Origin of the sequence: Streptomyces sp. NPDC056480, assembly GCF_042795405.1 — a bacterium.
In the GTDB taxonomy this organism is placed as follows: domain Bacteria; phylum Actinomycetota; class Actinomycetes; order Streptomycetales; family Streptomycetaceae; genus Streptomyces.
Genome location: NZ_JBHTSA010000153.1, coordinates 1 through 17170 on the forward strand (window position 1 = coordinate 1; position 17170 = coordinate 17170).

Genomic DNA, 17170 nt, shown 5'->3' on the forward strand with positions numbered 1-17170 from the left:
GCGTCGAGGCCGGCCTCGAGGTTCCGGACGAAGTCGGCGGCCTGGGCGACTTCGAGGGCGTGCCAGAGTTCTTCGTCGGTGGCGTCGGGTTTGCCGTAGCGGAGGTTGGTGGCGACGGTGCCGGAGAAGAGGTAGGGCTTCTGGGGGACGAGTCCCACGGTCCTGGCCATGAGGCCGGGGTCGAGTGCGCGGACGTCGACGCCGTCGACGAGGACTTCGCCGCCGGTGGCGTCGAAGAGCCGGGGGACGAGTCCGAGGAGGGTCGACTTGCCGCTGCCGGTGGAGCCGATGATCGCGGTCGTCTCGCCCGGCCGGGCTTCGAGCCCGACGTCCCTGAGGACCGGCTCCTCCGCACCCGGGTACCGGAAGTCCGCACCGCGCACCTCCAGATGACCCCGGTCGTCCGAGGTACGGACCGGGAAGGCGGGCGGGGCGACGGACGAGCGGGTGTCGAGCACCTCGCGGACACGGACGGCGCTCGCCTCGGCCCGGGGCATGTGCATGAAGAGGAAGACGACCATCATCACGGACATCGAGATCTGGAGGAGATAGCCGAGGAAGGCGACGAGCCCACCCGGCTGGAGTGCGCCGGAGTCGATGCGGTGGGCGCCGACGTACACGAGGGCGACGGTGGTCAGTTCCCAGACGATGAGGACCGTCGGGAACATCAGGGCCTGGAGCCGGCCGGCCCGGAGGCCGACGGAGCGGAGTTCGTCGTTGGCGGCGGCGAACCGTTCCCGCTCGTGCCGGTCGCGGACGAAGGCGCGGACCACCCGGACGCCGGTGATCTGCTCGCGCAGCACCCGGTTGGCGCGGTCGATCCGCTCCTGCATGCCCTTGAAGAGCGGCCGCATCCGCAGGACGACGGCGCCGACGGCCCCGGTCATCACCGGCACGAAGAGCAGCAGCACCAGGGCGAGCGGCACGTCCTGGCGCAGGGCCATGGCGATGCCGCCGATGCAGAGGAGCGGCGCGGCGACCAGCATGGTCAGGACGAGGACGGTGAACGTCTGGATCTGCTGGACGTCGTTGGTCGTCCGGGTGATCAGGGAGGCGGCGCCGAAGCGGCCCCGCTCCCGCGCGGAGAACTCCTGGACGCGGCGGAAGACCTCGGAGCGCAGGTCGCGGGCGACGCCCATGGCGATCCGGGCGCCGGTGTAGGTGGCGGCGGCCGCGGCCGCCGCCTGGAGGAGGGTGACGGCGGCCATCGCGGCGCCGCCGCTGAGGACGCGGTCGGTGTCGCCGCGCAGGACGCCCTGGTCGATGACGCCGGCGTTGAGGGCGGGCAGCGCGAGGGAGGCGAGGGACTGGGCGAGCTGGAGGGCGACGAGGAGGGCGAGGAGGGACCGGTACGGCCTGAGGCGGGGCGCGAGGAGTCGCAGCAGCATGATGTCGATTCCTCACGCGCCGTACGGGCGGACGGACTTGGCGTCCTTGAGGGCGCGTCCCCACCAGCCGAGCTGGTCGAGGAGGGCCTTGGCGGCGCCCTCCGCGGGGGCGGGGTCCTTGTGCCGCCCGTCCTCGTCGAACAGCCCGTGGGCGTGGTGGAAGGAGACGGTGTCGCGGACGGTGACCGCGTGCATCTCGGCGTACACCTGGCGGAGCTGCTCGACGGCGCGCAGGCCGCCGGAGATGCCGCCGTAGGAGACGAAGCCGACAGGCTTGGCCTGCCATTCGGTGTAGTGCCGGTCGATCAGGTTCTTGAGGGCGGCGGGGAAGGAGTGGTTGTACTCGGGGGTGATGACGACGTACGCGTCGGCGGCCTCCAACACCGGTGTGACCTTGGCGAGTTCGGCACGGACGGCCGGGGAGGGGTCGTACGAGAGGGAGGTGGGGAGGTCGATCTCGGCGAGGTCGACGACGGTGACGGTGAAGTCCTCGCGCTCGGCGAGCCGGGAGCGGAACCAGTCGGTGACGACGGGGGCGAAGCGGCCCTGGCGGTCACTGGCGACGACGAGGGCGAGGGTGAGGGGGGCGGCGGGGGCGGCCTCCGCGGCGGCGGGAGTCGCGGCGGGGGGGGGGGAGACGGTGTCCGTGGAGGCGTTCGTGATGTCCATGCGGATGATCGTGGTACCTCAAGTTTGGTTGAGGTCAAGCGGTGTTCCACGGCTCTTTCCCAAGGCCGTTTCCCTGGACGTACGGTGAGTGCATGACGACTCCGCCCCCCTACATCGAGATCGACGGCGCCCCCGCGGCCGACCCCGGGCTGCTCGCCGCCCTCATGTCCGGCTTCGGCCACTTCACGGCGATGCAGGTGCGGGACGGGCGCGTGAAGGGCCTCGACCTGCATCTCGCCCGACTCGACCGCTCGACCCGCGAGCTCTTCGACCGGGAGCTGGACGGCAAGCGGGTCCGCACCCTGATCGGCGGCGCCCTGGAGACCTCCGGGCAGCGGAACGCCTCGGTACGGGTGTACGTCTACCCGGACGTCCGCATCGTGGTGACCGTCGACGCACCCGCCCCGGACGGCCTCGGCGCCCCGCAGCGCCTGACGACCGCCGAGTACTGGCGACCCGCGCCGCACATCAAGCACCTCGGCGGCTTCGGCCAGAGCTACCACCGCGAGGCGGCCCAGCGCGCCGGCTACGACGAGGCCGCACTGGTCTCCCCGTACGGCGAGATCGCCGAGGGAGCCGTCACCAACATCGCCTTCTGGGACGGAAGTTCCCTGGTCTGGCCGTCGGCGCCCTGCCTCGAAGGCATCACCATGGCCCTCCTGGAGCCCCGCCTGCCCTCGGCCCGGCGCCCGGTCACCCTGGCCGACCTCTCCGGCTACCGGGCCGCGCTCGTCACCAACTCCCGCTCCATCGCGGCCGTGACGGCGATCGACGAGGTGACGTTCGCGGTGGACGAGGGGCTGATGGAGCGGGTGCACTCGGCGTACGACTCGGTGGAGTGGGACGAGTTGTAGAACGGCTCGGAGTCGACAGGGGATCGGCGCGGGGGGAGTCATCGGCAGGTCGCGAAGTACGTCGTCCCGCCGCGCGGTGGGACGACGTGCCCACCCCGACATCACGTGACGCTCCGGGCGGCGGCCGCACGGGGCCGGGCGGCCCTGATCGAGCAGGACGCCCAGGAGGCGGCCGAGGAGGTCCTGGCGGTGATCGGCCAGGAGGAGGAGGCCGAGGAGAGCAGGGTGCTCCACCGGGCGAATGGGCACTTGCGGCGACCACCGGGCTGACGGGGGCCTGACGGGGTCTGACAAGAATCAGGGGCCTGGGGGGGGGCTGACGAGGGTCCGGTGGGCGCCTGCCGGGCGGCACCTGGTCACCCGTTCGGCACGGAGCGTCAGCTGACACAACGAAACGCGCTCTGACCTGCGCAAACATGGGAAATCCAGGCGACACACCGTATCGGACGGCCCAATCCTGATGCCTCATCAGGAGGCGCGGCGCGCGCGGCGGCTCTTATCTCGGTCACAGAAGGCCGTTCCGGGAAGTCCCTCCCGGGAGGACCGCCCCGCTCGACCGCTCGCGCGCCCCGGAGGCCCCCCATGCGCACCATTGTCCGCCTGTTCACCGGTACCGCGCTGACGGTCGCCGCGATCGGAGCCCTCGCCGTCCCCTCGGCATTCGCCGGCGACTCCGAGTGGCTCGAGATCTTCCCCTCCGATGCCGAACCCGGCGCCACCGTCACCGTGAACACGCTCGCCTGCGGCAAGCACGGCCGCGGCGTCGGGGACGCGAACTCGCTCGGCGCGGGCGAGTTCCAGCTGAGCCCGAGCACGCACAAGGAGGTCGTGGTCGGCCAGTTCCACGTACCGGAGCACGCCAAGGCCGGCACGTACGGCATCAGCGTGGCCTGCGACAACGGCAAGACGGCCCGGGGCGACCTGACCGTCAAGCACCGCCGTCCCAGCGGCCACGTCCAGACCGGTGTCGGGGGCAGCGTCGGCCCCGACACCGCCCAGGTCACGGCAGGCGCGGCGGTGCTGGCCGCAGCTGCCGTGGGCGGGGTCTGGCTCCTGCGCCGCCGGGCGAGCGGCGCGCAGGGCCACTGAGACCATCCGCCTGTCCTGCCCCCGCCGGAGCGCCCGATCACGGCCCGGCGGGGGCAGGGCCACACCCCAGGGAGCCCAGGTGGGCAACAGGAGCAAGGGCTGGGGCATAGCCGCGGCCGCCTGCGTCGGGCTCTGGCTCGTCCAGAACGGCTCTGAGCAGATCACCCCGCCCGTGCCGTCGGCCGCGCAGGCCTTCGCCGCCGGGCCCAGCGTGCACACCGACGCCGCCGCCGACCCGCTGCCGCCCTCGGCACCGGTCCGGCTGCGCATCCCCGAGACCGATGTGGACACCCCGATGATGCGGCTCGGCCTGGCCCCGAACGGTTCGCTCGACGTGCCGCCGGCCGAGAACCGGAACATGGCCGGCTGGTACGAGAACGGCACCGCGCCCGGCGCCAAGGGCACGGCGATCGTCGCGGGCCATGTCGACAACGCCGAAGGACCCGCCGTCTTCTACACGCTCGGCGCCCTGAAGAAGGGCCACCGGATCGAGGTGGACCGGCAGGACGGACGCACCGCGGTGTTCACGGTCGACGCGGTCGAGGTCTACGGGAACAAGGACTTCCCGGACCGGAAGGTGTACGACGAGGCGAACCGCGCGGAGATCCGGGTGATCACCTGCGGCGGCGGCTTCTCGAAGAAGAACGGCTACCAGGGGAACGTGGTCGCCTTCGGCCACCTCATCGGGGTGCGGTAGCCGACCCGGTGAACGTCAGGCCCACTGGTCGAAGGCGAGCTTCGCGACCAGCGAGAGCACCACCACGAGCAGCACCCCGCGCACGAACTCGGCGCCCTTGCTGAGCGCCATCCGCGCCCCGACCGTCCCGCCGATCAGGTTGAAGACCGCCATGACGGCGGCGAGCTGCCAGTACACGCTGCCCTGGTACGCGAACATCGCGAGCGCGCCCGCGTTGGTGCAGACGTTGACGATCTTCGCGGTCGCCGAGGCGGTCACCAGGTCGAGATGGAGCACGGCGGTCAGCGCGAGCACCAGGAAGGTGCCGGTGCCGGGGCCGAACAGGCCGTCGTAGAAGCCGATCCCGCCGCCGACCACGACGATCGCGGTGACGACACGGGCCCGGGTCAGCGGCGCCCGCTCCTCCCCCTCGGCCTTCGCGCCGAACGACGGCCGCAGCATCACGAAGGCCGCCACCGCGAGCAGTACGACCATGATCACCGGGCGCAGCACGTCGCTGCTGATGCCCGCCGCGAAGAAGGCGCCGGCCATGGAGCCCGCGAGGGCGGCGAGCCCGATGCGGACCGCCGTCCCGACCCGCACGGGTGCCTTGCGGGCATAGGTGATCGCGGCTCCGGTGGTGCCCACGATCGCGACGGCCTTGTTGGTGCCGAGGATGTGCGCGGCCTGGACGTTCGGCAGCCCGAGCAGCAGGGCGGGCAGCAGGAGCAGCCCGCCGCCGCCGACCACCGCGTCGATCCAGCCCGCCACGAGCGCGGCGAGGCACAGCAGGACAAGGGTGGTCAGTGAGATCTCGGGCATGCCCGTGAGACTAGGGAGCCGATCGTTGCCCCGTCCATCAATCTCTGGAGAGTTGAGCTACGTCTGAGCTTGCGGCGCCCGGACCGCGGTCGGGGGCCGGTGGCGCGGCCGGGGAGACCGACGCCGTGAGGAGGGTCCCGGCGAGCGCGCCGGCGCCCAGGAGGGCGGCGGCGAGCAGACGTCTGGCCTTCTCGACGGAGTGGACGCCGGGGACGCGGGGGACGCGGGGGACGGAACGGACCCGGGGAGCACCGTGTCTAGGCATGGTCGAAGTCCTCGCTGTGGATGCGGGAGGCCGGCACCCCGGCCCGGATCAGGTTGGCGGTGGCGGCGCGTGCCATGGCGGGCGGCCCGCAGAGGTAGACGTCGTGGGCGGTGAGGTCCGGCACCAGATGGCGCAGGGCACGTGGCGCGAGGGGGTCGAACGCGTCGTCGGAGCGGCCCAGGAGGAAGTGGAGGGCGGCCTGCCGTTCGCGGGCGATGGCCTCCAGCTCCTCGCGCAGGACGACCCCGGCGGCGTCGGAGGCCCGGTAGAGGAGGGTCACGTCGCCGGGCCCGCCGGGCAGCGTCTCGAACAGGGCGCGCAGCGGCGTGATGCCGACGCCTCCGGCGAGCAGCAGCACCTTGCGGCGCGTACGGCGGTGGGCGGTGAGCGCCCCGAAGGGGCCCGAGGCGAGGACCCGGACGCCGGGACGGAGCCGGCGGATGCGGCGGGTGTGGTCGCCGAGCGCCTTGACGGTGATCCGCAGGGTGTCGTCACGGACGGGCGCGGAGAGGGAGAAGGGCAGGGCGGTCGCCCAGAGCCCCCGCCGCAGGAAGCGCCAGCGGAAGAACTGGCCGGGTTCGGCGCACAGCCGGGCCACTCCCCTGCCCCGGACGAGCACCGAGACGACGCCCGGGCCCTCGTCGCGGACCTCGACGACCCGCAGCTCGTGACGGAGGGCGGCACGGACGGGGACGACGAGCCGGTACCAGAGGAGGAGGACCGCGACGGTCCCGTGGGCCATCGACCAGAGCCAGCGGACGAGGAGGCTGTCGGCGATGTCGGGTCCGGCGAGCTGGTGGACGAAGCCGAGGGCGGCGGCGAGCAGCCCGCCGAGGTGGACGGCCCGCCAGACCTCGTGCCGGACCCGGCGCCGCACGGCCCGGGCGGAGGTGACACCGACGGCGACGAAGAGGACGGTGCCGGCGGTGGCGGCGGCGATCGCCCCGTACCCCAGGAGGCCCCCGGTGGCGGTGACGAGGTCGGTACGGGTGTGCACGGCGTAACCGCAGAGCGCGAGGAGCGCGTGCGCGCCGATCAGGCCGAGGACGTACCGGCCGCCGAGGGCGTGCCAGCGGGCGAGCCGGTCGGCGCCGACACCGTGCTCGACGGCCGGGACGCGGGCCATGAGCAGCAGCAGGACGAGGACGCCGTACCCGGCGAGCAGACCGGTGAGGTGCGCGCCGGACGCGAAGAAGGCGTCGAGGCGGGCGGAGGGCCGGGCCTGGACGCCCCAGAGCAGGGCGACGGCCCCGGCGCCGCCGAGGATCGCGGCCCGCAGGCGCTCGGGGGCGAGCCGCAGCGCGGGCAGGGGCGGGGCGGGTGCCGGCGGCGCGGGGGCCGGTTCGGCACGCAGGGGGTGGAGGGGTACGTAGAGAGGATGGCTGGCCTCGGTGGTCACATCCGGCACAGTAGGTCCGCCCGTATACGGGAATCCGCAGCTCAGCTCCCTCCCCCCGATCCTTAAGCCTGGCTTGAGCCGAGCCTGACCACGGGTTAATCCTGACGGCCGCCCCGCCCGGCCTCACAGCGGACGGAGCCCGGGACGGAGATCAGCGTTCCGTACGGGAAACAGTCGGGATGCCGTCGGGTAACACCGGCCGCGCACGCTTCCCGGTATGAGTACACGGATCGTGGTGGTCGGGGGCGGAACGGCGGGCGCCCGGCTCGCCCAGCGCCTGCCCGTCACCCTCCTCGGCGAGGAGCCGCACGCCCCGTACAACAGGGTGCTGCTCGCCGACGTCCTCGCCGGGCGGTACGCCCCCGAGGTGATCGCCCTGCCCGGGACCCGCGAGCCGGCCCGGCTCGGGGTGCGGGCGGTGCGGATCGACCGGGCGGCACGGACGGTGGAGTGCGCGGACGGTTCCCTCGTCGGCTACGACCGCCTGGTCCTGGCCACCGGCTCCAACCCGGTGCTCCCGCCGCTGCGCGGACTGCGCGGCCCGGGTGGCGCGGGCGGCGTTGAACCGCCGGAGGGCGTCCACGCCTTCCGCACCCTCGACGACTGCCTGGCGCTGCGCGGCCGGGTACGGCCCGGGGCGCGGGCGGTGGTCATCGGCGGCGGGCTCCTCGGCGTCTCGGCGGCGCGGGCGCTGGCCGCGCTGGGCGCGGAGGTGGTGCTCACCCAGCAGGGCGAGCGACTGATGGAACGCCAACTGGACCCGACCGCATCCGACTTGCTGCGGAAGCATGTCGAGTCCCTCGGGGTCGAGGTGCACACCGAGTGCCGGGTGAGCGGCCTGCGACAGCGGGACGGCGAGGTGACGGCGGTCGAACTGGCCGACGGCTTCGTGCTCGACGCGCAGGTCGTGGTCCTGGCGTGCGGGGTCCGCCCTCGGGTGGCCCTGGCGCGGGAGGCGGGGCTCGTGGTGGCGACGGGGATCGTGGTCGACGACGAACTCCGGACGTCGGACCCGCGCATCCACGCGATCGGCGACTGCGCGGAACACGACGGCAGGGTCTACGGCCTGGCGGGCCCGGCCCTGGACCAGGCGGACGCCCTGACGGCCGTCCTGCTCGCCGAGACGTCCGCCTCGACGGCCGGCCGCCCCGTCGGAACGCAACCCGCCCCCGTAACCGACCCGCACCCCGACGGCGACGCGCTTCCGGTGCGGGTCCAGGCACAAGGAGCGGAGGCACCCGCAAGGGCGCCGTCCGTTGTGCCCACTGCCGCCGCCCCGGCGACGGACGCGCCCGCCGCCGGGTACACCGGCACCCGCGCCCTCACCCGTCTCACGCTCACCGGCGCCCACCCCCTCGACCTCGCCGCCTTCGGCGAAACCACCCCGCGACCCGGCGACGACGTCGTCCAGCTCACCGACGCCACCCGCCGCGCCTACCGCAAGGTCGTCGTCCGCGGTGACCGCCTCGTCGGTGGCGTCCTCCTCGGCGATCTGGCCGCCGTCGGCACGCTCGCCCGGGCCTGGGAGGGCGACGAGGCCCTGCCCGACGAGGCCCCCCTGCTGCACCTGCTCACCCACGACGGAGGCTCCTCATGACCACCCCCACCATCGTCCTGGTCGGCCACGGAATGGTCGGCCAGCGGTTCCTGGAGTCGCTCGCCGACCGCGGTGTCACCGAGCGGGCCAGGGTCGTCGTCCTCTGCGAGGAGCCGCGACCCGCCTACGACCGCGTCCAGTTGACCTCGTACTTCTCCGGGAAGACCCCGGACGACCTGTCGATGGTCGAGGCGGGCTTCATGGAGAGGCACGGCATCGAGCTGCACGTGGGCGACGCGGCGGAGTCGGTGGACCGGGAGGCCCGTACGGTCACCGCCCGCTCCGGGCGGGTCTTCGCGTACGACGCGCTCGTCCTCGCCACCGGCTCGTACCCCTTCGTGCCCCCCGTCCCCGGCAAGGACGCCCGCGGCTGTTTCGTCTACCGGACGATCGAGGACCTCCTCGCCATCGAGGAGTACGCGAAGACGGCGACGTCCGGCGCGGTCGTCGGCGGCGGTCTGCTCGGCCTGGAGGCGGCCGGCGCGCTCAAGGGTCTCGGACTCGACACCCACGTCGTGGAGTTCGCGCCGCGGCTGATGCCGGTGCAGGTCGACGAGGGCGGCGGCGCCGCGCTGCTGCGCACGATCGAACGGATGGGTCTGACCGTCCACACGGGGACGGGCACGCAGGAGGTCGTGACGACGGACGGCTCGGTCACGGGCATGAGGCTGTCGGACGGCTCCGAACTGGCCACGGACATGGTCGTGTTCTCGGCCGGTGTACGGCCCCGGGACCAGCTGGCCCGCGACTGCGGCCTGACCGTCGGGGAGCGCGGCGGCATCGCGGTCGACGAGCAGTGCCGTACGTCCGACCCGGCGGTCTTCGCGATCGGCGAGTGCGCGCTCGCCTCGGACGGCCGGGTGTACGGCCTGGTGGCGCCGGGCTACGAGATGGCGCAGTCGGTGGCGGCGACGCTGGCGGAGGAGGCGGGCGACGGCTTCACCGGCGCCGACATGTCGACGAAGCTGAAGCTGCTCGGCGTGGACGTCGCGTCCTTCGGCGACGCGCACGGCACGGCCGAGGGCTGCCTCGACGTGGTGTACTCCGACTCCCGCTCGGGGGTCTACAAGAAGCTGGTCGTGAGCGGGGACGGCGTCCTCCTCGGCGGCGTCCTGGTCGGCGACGCCGAGCAGTACGGCCTGCTCCGCCCGCTCACCGGCACCGTGCCGCCGGTCTCCCCCGAGCAGCTGGTCCTTCCGGCGGGCGCGGGCGCGCCGGTGGCGCTGGGGCCCTCGGCGCTGCCGGACGACGCGGTGATCTGCTCCTGCCACAACGTGACGAAGCACGCGATCGGCGCGTGCTCCTCGCTCGCCGAGGTGAAGAAGTGCACCAAGGCCGGTACGGGCTGCGGCAGTTGCGTGAAGGTGATCGAGAAGCTGCTGCCGGCGCCCACCGACAGGGGGCTCTGCCGCTGCTTCTCGTACAGCCGGAGCGAGCTGTACGAGGTCGCCCGCGCCCTGCGGGTGACCTCGTTCGCCGCGCTGCTCGACTCGCACGGGCGGGAGGAGGCGCGCGGCGGGGAGGGCTGCGAGGTGTGCAAGCCGACCGTCGGATCGATCCTCGCCTCGCTCAACAACGGCTACATCCTGGACGGCGAGCAGGCCTCCCTCCAGGACACCAACGACCACTTCCTCGCCAACATGCAGCGCAACGGCTCGTATTCGGTCGTGCCGCGCATTCCCGGCGGTGAGATCACCCCGGACAAGCTGATCGTGATCGGCGAGGTGGCCCGCGACTTCGGCCTCTACACGAAGATCACCGGCGGCCAGCGGATCGACCTCTTCGGCGCCCGGGTGGACCAGCTCCCGTCGATCTGGACCCGGCTGGTGGACGCGGGCTTCGAGTCGGGGCACGCGTACGGCAAGGCGCTGCGCACGATCAAGTCCTGCGTGGGGCAGACCTGGTGCCGGTACGGCGTCCAGGACTCGGTGCGGATGGCGATCCGGCTGGAGCTGCGCTACCGGGGCCTGCGCGCCCCGCACAAGCTCAAGTCGGCGGTCTCCGGCTGCGCCCGCGAGTGCGCCGAGGCGCAGTCGAAGGACTTCGGGATCATCGCGACGGCCAACGGCTGGAACCTGTACGTGGGCGGGAACGGCGGCGCGACCCCGCGCCACGCGGACCTGCTCGCCCAGGACCTCTCCGACGCCGAACTGGTGCGCCTGATCGACCGGTTCCTGATGTTCTACATCCGGACGGCGGATCGCCTGGAGCGGACGTCGACCTGGCTGGAGCGCCTGGAGGGCGGGCTCGACCACCTCAAGGACGTGGTGGTGCACGACTCGCTCGGGCTCTGCGACGAGCTGGAGGCGCTGATGGCGGCGCACGTCGCCGACTACCAGGACGAGTGGGCGCAGACCCTGGACGACCCGGAGCGGCTGCGGCGCTTCGTCTCCTTCGTGAACGCACCGGAGGCACCGGACCCCTCGGTCCGGTTCGTTCCGGAGCGCGACCAGATCAAGCCGGACCTCACGATCCTGACGCTCGGCAGGACGAACAGCACGCTGGAAGGGGCTTCCTCCCGATGACGACCCTCACGACGCCCACGGCTCCCGCCACGACGACGCTCGAGATCTGCCCCGACCCCGGCTCCTGGGTGACGGTCTGCGAGGAGTCCCGGCTGACCCCGGGCCGGGGCGTGGCGGCGCTGCTGCCGGACGGCCGGCAGGCGGCGGTCTTCCGGGACCGCTCGGGACGGACGTACGCGATCGACAACCGCGACCCGTTCACGGGGGCGCAGGTGCTCTCCCGCGGGCTCGTCGGCTCGGCCGACGGACGGCCGTTCGTGGCCTCGCCGCTCCTGAAGCAGCGCTTCGACCTGGAGACGGGGCGGTGCCTGGACGACGACGAGGTCGCGGTGGCGGTGTATCCGGTACGGGCGAAGTAACTTGACCGATCGTTCCAGTTAGTCGTACGGTCCTCCTGTGGCCAGGACCAAGGAATTCGATCCGGACGCCGCGCTCCAGGCCGCCCTCGACCTGTTCTGGGCGCGCGGCTACGAGGCGACGACGATGTCGGACCTCGTGGAGCACCTCGGCGTTGGCCGGGCCAGCATCTACGCGACCTTCGGGAACAAGCACGCGCTGTACCTGAAGGCGATGGACCGCTACCTGGAGACCCGCGACCCGCGGATCGTCGAGGAGCTGTCCGCGCCGGGCCCGGCCCTGCCGGCCGTCCGCGCGCTCGTCCGTCGTTTCGCCGCCGAGGCGTCGGCCGACGACGAGCGGCTGAACGGCTGTTTCGTCACCAACTCGGCGGCGGAGCTCGGGCCGCACGACACGGCGGTGGCCCGCCGTGTCGAGCTCAGCTGGGAGCAGATCGAGACGCTCCTGTACGGGGCGCTCACCCGGGCCCGCGCCGGGGGCGAGCTCCCGGCCGACCGGGACCCGCGCGCCCTGGCACGCATGCTCCTGGTGCTGCTCCAGGGGATCCGGGTGGTCGGCAAGGCGTCGAGCGACCCGGCCAGGGTCCGGGACGCGGCGGAGCAGGCGCTGGGACTGCTGGACTGAGACCACCGCACCCGAAGAAAGGGCGCCCACGGGGGGCGCCCTTTCTTCGGGCCTCATTTTGGAACGTACGGTCAAGTAAAGGGGGACGGGAATGTCATCGACGACGGTGCGGGAGTCCGCCGGGGGCGCCGCCGGCGGGTGCCGCACACCCGGAAGCCACCCGCCCGGGGGCCGCACCCGCGGGGGCTTCGCGCTCCTCGCGGCCGTGCAGATGACCCTCATCTTCACGCTCGCCTCCCTCGCCGTGCCCCTCCCCCGCATCGGCACCGAGTTCCGGCTCGAACGCGCCCAGTTGATCCTGCTGAGCGCCGCGTACGGCCTGACCTTCGCCGGGCTGCTCCTCTTCGGCGGACGGCTCGCCGACCGCTTCGGCGGGCGTCGGACCCTCGCCGCGGGACTGCTGATCTTCGGCGCCGCCTCCGCCCTCGCCCCGCTCACCCCCGGGTACGAGGCACTGCTCGCCGCCCGGTTCGGGCAGGGGGTCGGCGCCGCGCTCGTCGCCCCGGCGGCGATGGCGGTGCTCCGGTCCCTGTTCCCCGCACCCGCCGCGTACGGCAGGGCGATGGCCACCTGGGGCGGCCTCTCCGTGCTGGGCGCGACCGCCGGGAACCTGCTCTCGGGGGTGATCGCGGCGGCCACCTCCTGGCGCGGCACGTTCGCGGTCCCGGTGGCGGTGGCCGTCGTGGCCCTGCTCCTGGCGCCGCGCGTCCTGCCGGGGACCGCGCCGGAAGGCGGCCACGTACCGAAGAGCCGGTCCCTCGACCTCCCCGGCGCCCTGCTCGCCACCGCCGGGATCACCCTCGCCAGCCTCGGGCTCGTCCTCACCGACGCCCACGCGTGGGGCTCCGCCCCGGTCCTCGCCCCCCTCCTGGCCGGTCTCGTCCTGCTGGCCGCCTTCGGCGCGGTCGAACGGCGCACCGCCGACCCGCTGCTGCCCCCGGACTTCCTGCGCGACGGCCGCCGGATCCTGGGCCTGGCGGCGATCGGCCTCACGGCGACCGGCATGGCCACCGTCTTCATCCTGCTGTCCCTCTCCTTCCAGCAGCAGCGCGGCTGGAACGAACTGCGGGCCTCCGCCGCCTTCGTACCCTTCGCGGTGGCCCTGCTGGGCTCGGGGCGGCTGGCGGGCCCGCTGATCGGGCGGTACGGCCCCGGGCGCGTGACGGCGACCGGGCTCGGAACGGCGGCGGCCGGACTCGGACTGCTCGCCGCGACCGGTTTCGACACCTCGGTGCCGTACGCCTACGGGCTGCTCCCCGGCCTGCTCCTGCTGCCGGCCGGCGGCGCCCTGTCCTTCTCCGCCGCCGCCGTCCTGACCACCGAGGGCGTCCCGGCGCACCGGGCGGGCCTCGCCGGCGGCGTCCTGAACACGGCGATGGAACTCGGCCCGACCGTGGTCTTCGCCGCCCTGCTCACCCTCGGCGGGGACGCGGTGTCCCTGGCGGCCGCCGCCGCCCTCTTCACCGCGCTCGCCGTCCTCACGATCCGCGTCAAGTAGCACGCACTCACACGGGAGTCGACTCATATGAACGCACGCTTCACCGACCGCGTCGTCCTCGTCACCGGGGCCGGTTCCGGTCTCGGCCGGGCCATCGCGCTCGCCTTCGCCGCCGAGGGCGCGAAGGTCGTCGTCGCCGGCCGCACCGCCGAGCCCCTGGCGGGGACGGTCGGTCTGATCGAGGCCGCCGGCGGCACCGCCGCCGCCGTCACGGCCGATGTGGCCGACGCCGGGTCCGTACGGGAGCTGGTCCGGCGTACGGTCGAGGTCTACGGCGGTCTCGACGTGGCCGTGAACAACGCGGGGGTCTTCCGGGGCGGCCACAGCGCCGCCGACTTCCCCCTCGACGACTGGCAGACGCTGCTCGACATCAACGTCACCGGGGTGCTGCACGCCCTGCAGGCCGAGGTGGCGCACATGCGGGCGCACGGGGGCGGGGCGATCGTGAACATCGCGTCGAACCTGGGCCCGCACGTCCGGATCCCCGGGGTCTTCGGCTACCAGGTCTCGAAGGCCGCCGTGTCGGCGCTGACCAGGGCCGCGGCCCTGGACCACATCGCCGACGGGGTCCGGATCAACGCGGTCAGCCCCGGCGCCTCGGAGTCCGCGATGTCGCTGCGGCCCGGCGAGACGGAGGCCGATCGGGAGGTGCGGATGAAGCAGGAGTCCCCGCTGGGCCGGATCTCCTCCGCCGCGGAGGTCGCGGCGGCCGTGCTGTACCTCGCGTCGGACGCGGCCGGCTCCGCCGTCGGCACGGACCTGGTGATCGACGGCGGCGTCTCCGCCTGACGCGCGCGGGGCTCAGCCCTGGGCGGCCGCCGGGTCCATCCAGAAGACCTCCCAGTGGTGGCCGTCCAGGTCCGTGAAGGAGCGGCCGTACATGAAGCCCATGTCCATCGGCTCCTTCGCGGGGGTGCCGCCGGCGGCGAGGGCGGCGTCGGCGAGCTCGTCGCACTTCGCACGGCTCTCGGCGCTCAGGGTGACCAGCACCTCGGTGGCCTTGGTGGCGTCGGAGATCTCCTTGCCGGGGGCCATGAAGGACCTGAACTTCTCCTCTTCGAGGAGCATCGCGAAGATCGTGTCGCTGAAGACCACACAGGCGGTCGTCTCGTCGCTGAACTGCGGGTTGTGGGAGAAGCCGAGCTTCTCGAAGAAGGCCCTGCTGGCGTCGACACTCTTGACGGGCAGGTTCACGAAGATCATCTGCGGGGCCATGATGCGCTCTCTCTTCCCTTGCGGTCGCTCCGGTCGAGCCGGTCGATCCGGTCGCTCCGGTCGCTCCGGCGCTTTCAAGAGGTAGGACGGGCGTCCCGCCCGTAACTCATCGCTCTCCCGAGGATTCTTTTTCGCTCAGGCGGCGGAGCGCAGCTCAAGGGCCGCCAACGGTACGAATCCGCCGCCCGTGCCCGCCGTCCCGGCCCCGGGTCCGGCGAGCCGCCGCAGCATCGCGAGGGCGATCCGCTCGCCCTGCACCTTGGCCCGCTCGGCCAGCGGCCCGGTGTGGAGTCCGTCGACGGTGGCCTGCCAGAGCTGCACCCAGCGCCCGAAGTGGGCGGCGGTGAGGGGCCGGGCGGAGTGGAGCGCGGCGTGCGGCGCGAAGGCGTCCCGCCCGTAGCCGGCGGTACGGAAGAGGGCGCGCTCCCAGAAGTCGGTGATGCGCGGCAGATGGACCTCGAGGTCGGTCCCGGCGACCTCGGTGAAGAACGGCCCGATGAGCGGATCGGCGAAGGCGGCTCGGTAGAAGCGGCGCAGCACGACGTCGAGGTCGGCTCGGCCGCTGATGTCCCGGGTGGCGCACATGCCCCCAGTGTCCCCCCTGCGCGGGACCCCCCGTAGAGCCGAACGTCCCGTCCCCCCGCGCACTCCACCCGGCGGGGCCCCGCCGGGTACCCGCCTCTTCCTCTTCACCGCTTGTTGATGCACAGTCAATTCCGTACTCCTAGTTTCCGGAAGCGCGCGACCCCGTCGCCGACCGGACTGACGGGGCGGTTCACCACCCTTCTCAGGAGTGAGACGTGGAGCGACGCAGTTTTCTGCGCGGAGCGGTCATCGGTACGTCGGCGGCGGCCTTCGGTGGCACCCTGATGCACGGCGCCGCCTACGCGGCCCCCGCGCAGCCCGGCGCCGGCCCCTACGGCGCCCTCGGCGCGGCGGACGCCAACGGCATCCTGCTGCCCGCCGGCTTCACCAGCCGGGTCATCGCGCGGTCGGGCCAGACCGTGCCCGGCACCTCGTACACCTGGCACAGCGCCCCGGACGGCGGCGCCTGCTTCGCCGACGGCACCGGCTGGATCTACGTGTCCAACTCGGAGATCAACCCGAGCGGCGGCGCGAGCGCGGTGCGGTTCGGCTCGACCGGCGCCGTCACCGGCGCGTACCGCATCCTGTCCAACACCCGTCAGAACTGCGCGGGCGGCAAGACCCCGTGGAACACCTGGCTCTCCTGCGAGGAGGTCAGCCTCGGGTACGTCTACGAGACCGACCCGTACGGGGTGAACGCCTCCGTCCGCCGCGCCGCCATGGGCCGGTTCAAGCACGAGGCCGCCGCGGCCGACCCGGTCCGCAAGGTCGTCTACCTGACCGAGGACGAGACGAGCGGCTGCTTCTACCGCTTCATCCCCACCACCTGGGGCAACCTGTCCGCCGGCACCCTCCAGGTGCTGGTCGCGGGCACCGCCACCTCCGGCTCCTTCACCTGGCAGAACGTGCCGGACCCGGACGGCTCCCCGACCGTGACCCGCAGCCAGGTCTCGGGTTCGAAGAAGTTCAACGGCGGCGAGGGCTGCCACTACGCCAACGACACCGTCTGGTTCACCACCAAGGGCGACAACCGCCTCTGGCAGCTCAACCTCACCACCAACACCTACGAGCTGGCGTACGACGACTCGCTCGTGCCCAGCGGCGCCGCCCCGCTCACCGGGGTCGACAACGTCACGGGCTCCTCCTCCGGCGACCTGTTCATCGCCGAGGACGGCGGCAACATGGAGATCTGCGTCATCACCCCGGACGACGTCGTCGCCCCGTTCCTGCGGATCAACGGCCAGTCCTCCTCGGAGATCACCGGCCCCGCCTTCTCCCCCGACGGCAAGCGGCTGTACTTCTCCAGCCAGCGCGGCACGAGCGGCAGCTCCTCCGCCGGCATCACGTACGAGGTGACGGGCCCGTTCCGCGCCTGACACCGGCCTCGGGCCCCCCGAGGTGACGTGGGGGCCCGTCCCGCGCGCGGCACCCGCCCCGGTCCCTACGAGGTGACGCCGGACCCGTTCCGCGCGTAGCACCGCAGATCCACCGTCCGTTGGGGGGCGCCGCGCCGGGGGGGGCCCCACCGCGGCAGGGGGTGGAGGGCCGGTCTCTTATAAACAAAAGACGCTGCCCACGACTCTAGCAGAGAATATATCGGAGGTCGC

At 73.1% G+C, this 17170-nt stretch carries 17 protein-coding genes; 11 read left to right on the forward strand and 6 right to left on the reverse strand.

Going from position 1 to position 17170, the window contains the following annotated elements:
• On the reverse strand, positions 1-1388 hold a 1388-nt coding region (locus ACFQ79_RS36610), incomplete at its 3' end, for an ABC transporter ATP-binding protein (RefSeq protein WP_383591622.1).
• 12 nt (positions 1389-1400) lie between these two features.
• Positions 1401-2057, reverse strand: a complete 657-nt coding sequence (locus ACFQ79_RS36615) for an NADPH-dependent FMN reductase (protein ID WP_383591625.1) — start codon at positions 2055-2057, stop codon at positions 1401-1403.
• A 92-nt stretch (positions 2058-2149) separates the two neighbouring features.
• Here ACFQ79_RS36615 and ACFQ79_RS36620 point away from each other — a divergent pair, with 92 nt between their 5' ends.
• The 4 genes from ACFQ79_RS36620 to ACFQ79_RS36635 all read left to right on the forward strand — a co-directional run bounded on the left by ACFQ79_RS36620 (position 2150) and on the right by ACFQ79_RS36635 (position 4697).
• A complete protein-coding gene (locus ACFQ79_RS36620) occupies positions 2150-2911 on the forward strand; it encodes an aminotransferase class IV (RefSeq protein WP_383591628.1) in 762 nt (253 codons plus the stop codon).
• A 105-nt stretch (positions 2912-3016) separates the two neighbouring features.
• Positions 3017-3181 (forward strand): hypothetical protein, encoded by a 165-nt coding sequence (locus ACFQ79_RS36625; RefSeq protein WP_383591630.1) that lies wholly within the window; start codon positions 3017-3019, stop codon positions 3179-3181.
• 312 nt (positions 3182-3493) lie between these two features.
• Entirely contained in the window at positions 3494-4000 is a 507-nt protein-coding gene (locus tag ACFQ79_RS36630; RefSeq protein WP_383591633.1) for a hypothetical protein, read from the forward strand.
• Positions 4001-4079: 79 nt separating this feature from the next.
• Positions 4080-4697, forward strand: a complete 618-nt coding sequence (locus ACFQ79_RS36635; RefSeq protein ID WP_383591636.1) for a class F sortase — start codon at positions 4080-4082, stop codon at positions 4695-4697.
• Between the two features lie 15 nt (positions 4698-4712).
• On the opposite strand, the gene ACFQ79_RS36640 is transcribed toward ACFQ79_RS36635, so the two are convergent.
• On the reverse strand, positions 4713-5498 hold the full coding sequence (locus ACFQ79_RS36640; protein WP_383591639.1) for a sulfite exporter TauE/SafE family protein: 786 nt from the start codon (positions 5496-5498) through the stop codon (positions 4713-4715).
• A gap of 257 nt (positions 5499-5755) precedes the next feature.
• Complete coding sequence (locus ACFQ79_RS36645) at positions 5756-7171, reverse strand: ferric reductase-like transmembrane domain-containing protein (RefSeq protein WP_383591642.1); 1416 nt, start codon at positions 7169-7171, stop codon at positions 5756-5758.
• Between the two features lie 208 nt (positions 7172-7379).
• On the opposite strand from ACFQ79_RS36645, the gene ACFQ79_RS36650 reads away from it, so the two are divergent.
• From ACFQ79_RS36650 to ACFQ79_RS36675, 6 genes are all read left to right on the forward strand, one after another.
• Positions 7380-8759, forward strand: coding sequence for an NAD(P)/FAD-dependent oxidoreductase (locus ACFQ79_RS36650; RefSeq protein WP_383591645.1), 1380 nt, complete (start codon positions 7380-7382; stop codon positions 8757-8759).
• The gene (gene nirB, locus ACFQ79_RS36655) at positions 8756-11284 is read left to right on the forward strand and encodes a nitrite reductase large subunit NirB (RefSeq protein ID WP_383591648.1); all 2529 of its coding nucleotides are present in this window, start codon (positions 8756-8758) and stop codon (positions 11282-11284) included. The genes ACFQ79_RS36650 and nirB overlap by 4 nt, the downstream gene beginning before the upstream one ends.
• Entirely contained in the window at positions 11281-11643 is a 363-nt protein-coding gene (gene nirD, locus ACFQ79_RS36660; RefSeq protein ID WP_383591650.1) for a nitrite reductase small subunit NirD, read from the forward strand. The genes nirB and nirD overlap by 4 nt, the downstream gene beginning before the upstream one ends.
• Before the next feature lie 37 nt (positions 11644-11680).
• Positions 11681-12265 carry a TetR/AcrR family transcriptional regulator gene (locus tag ACFQ79_RS36665; protein ID WP_055598606.1) on the forward strand — a complete coding sequence of 195 codons (585 nt, stop codon included), beginning with the start codon at positions 11681-11683 and terminating at the stop codon, positions 12263-12265.
• A gap of 91 nt (positions 12266-12356) precedes the next feature.
• Positions 12357-13763, forward strand: coding sequence for an MFS transporter (locus tag ACFQ79_RS36670; RefSeq protein WP_383591653.1), 1407 nt, complete (start codon positions 12357-12359; stop codon positions 13761-13763).
• Positions 13764-13790: 27 nt separating this feature from the next.
• Positions 13791-14552, forward strand: a complete 762-nt coding sequence (locus ACFQ79_RS36675; protein WP_383591656.1) for an SDR family NAD(P)-dependent oxidoreductase — start codon at positions 13791-13793, stop codon at positions 14550-14552.
• Between the two features lie 12 nt (positions 14553-14564).
• On the opposite strand, the gene ACFQ79_RS36680 is transcribed toward ACFQ79_RS36675, so the two are convergent.
• Positions 14565-14978 carry a VOC family protein gene (locus ACFQ79_RS36680; RefSeq protein ID WP_383591659.1) on the reverse strand — a complete coding sequence of 138 codons (414 nt, stop codon included), beginning with the start codon at positions 14976-14978 and terminating at the stop codon, positions 14565-14567.
• A gap of 135 nt (positions 14979-15113) precedes the next feature.
• Positions 15114-15563: a group III truncated hemoglobin gene (locus ACFQ79_RS36685; RefSeq protein WP_383591662.1), complete on the reverse strand. Its 450-nt coding sequence runs from the start codon at positions 15561-15563 to the stop codon at positions 15114-15116.
• Positions 15564-15778: 215 nt separating this feature from the next.
• Here ACFQ79_RS36685 and ACFQ79_RS36690 point away from each other — a divergent pair, with 215 nt between their 5' ends.
• Positions 15779-16939, forward strand: coding sequence for an alkaline phosphatase PhoX (locus ACFQ79_RS36690; protein WP_383591665.1), 1161 nt, complete (start codon positions 15779-15781; stop codon positions 16937-16939).
• Positions 16940-17170 lie beyond the last annotated feature (231 nt).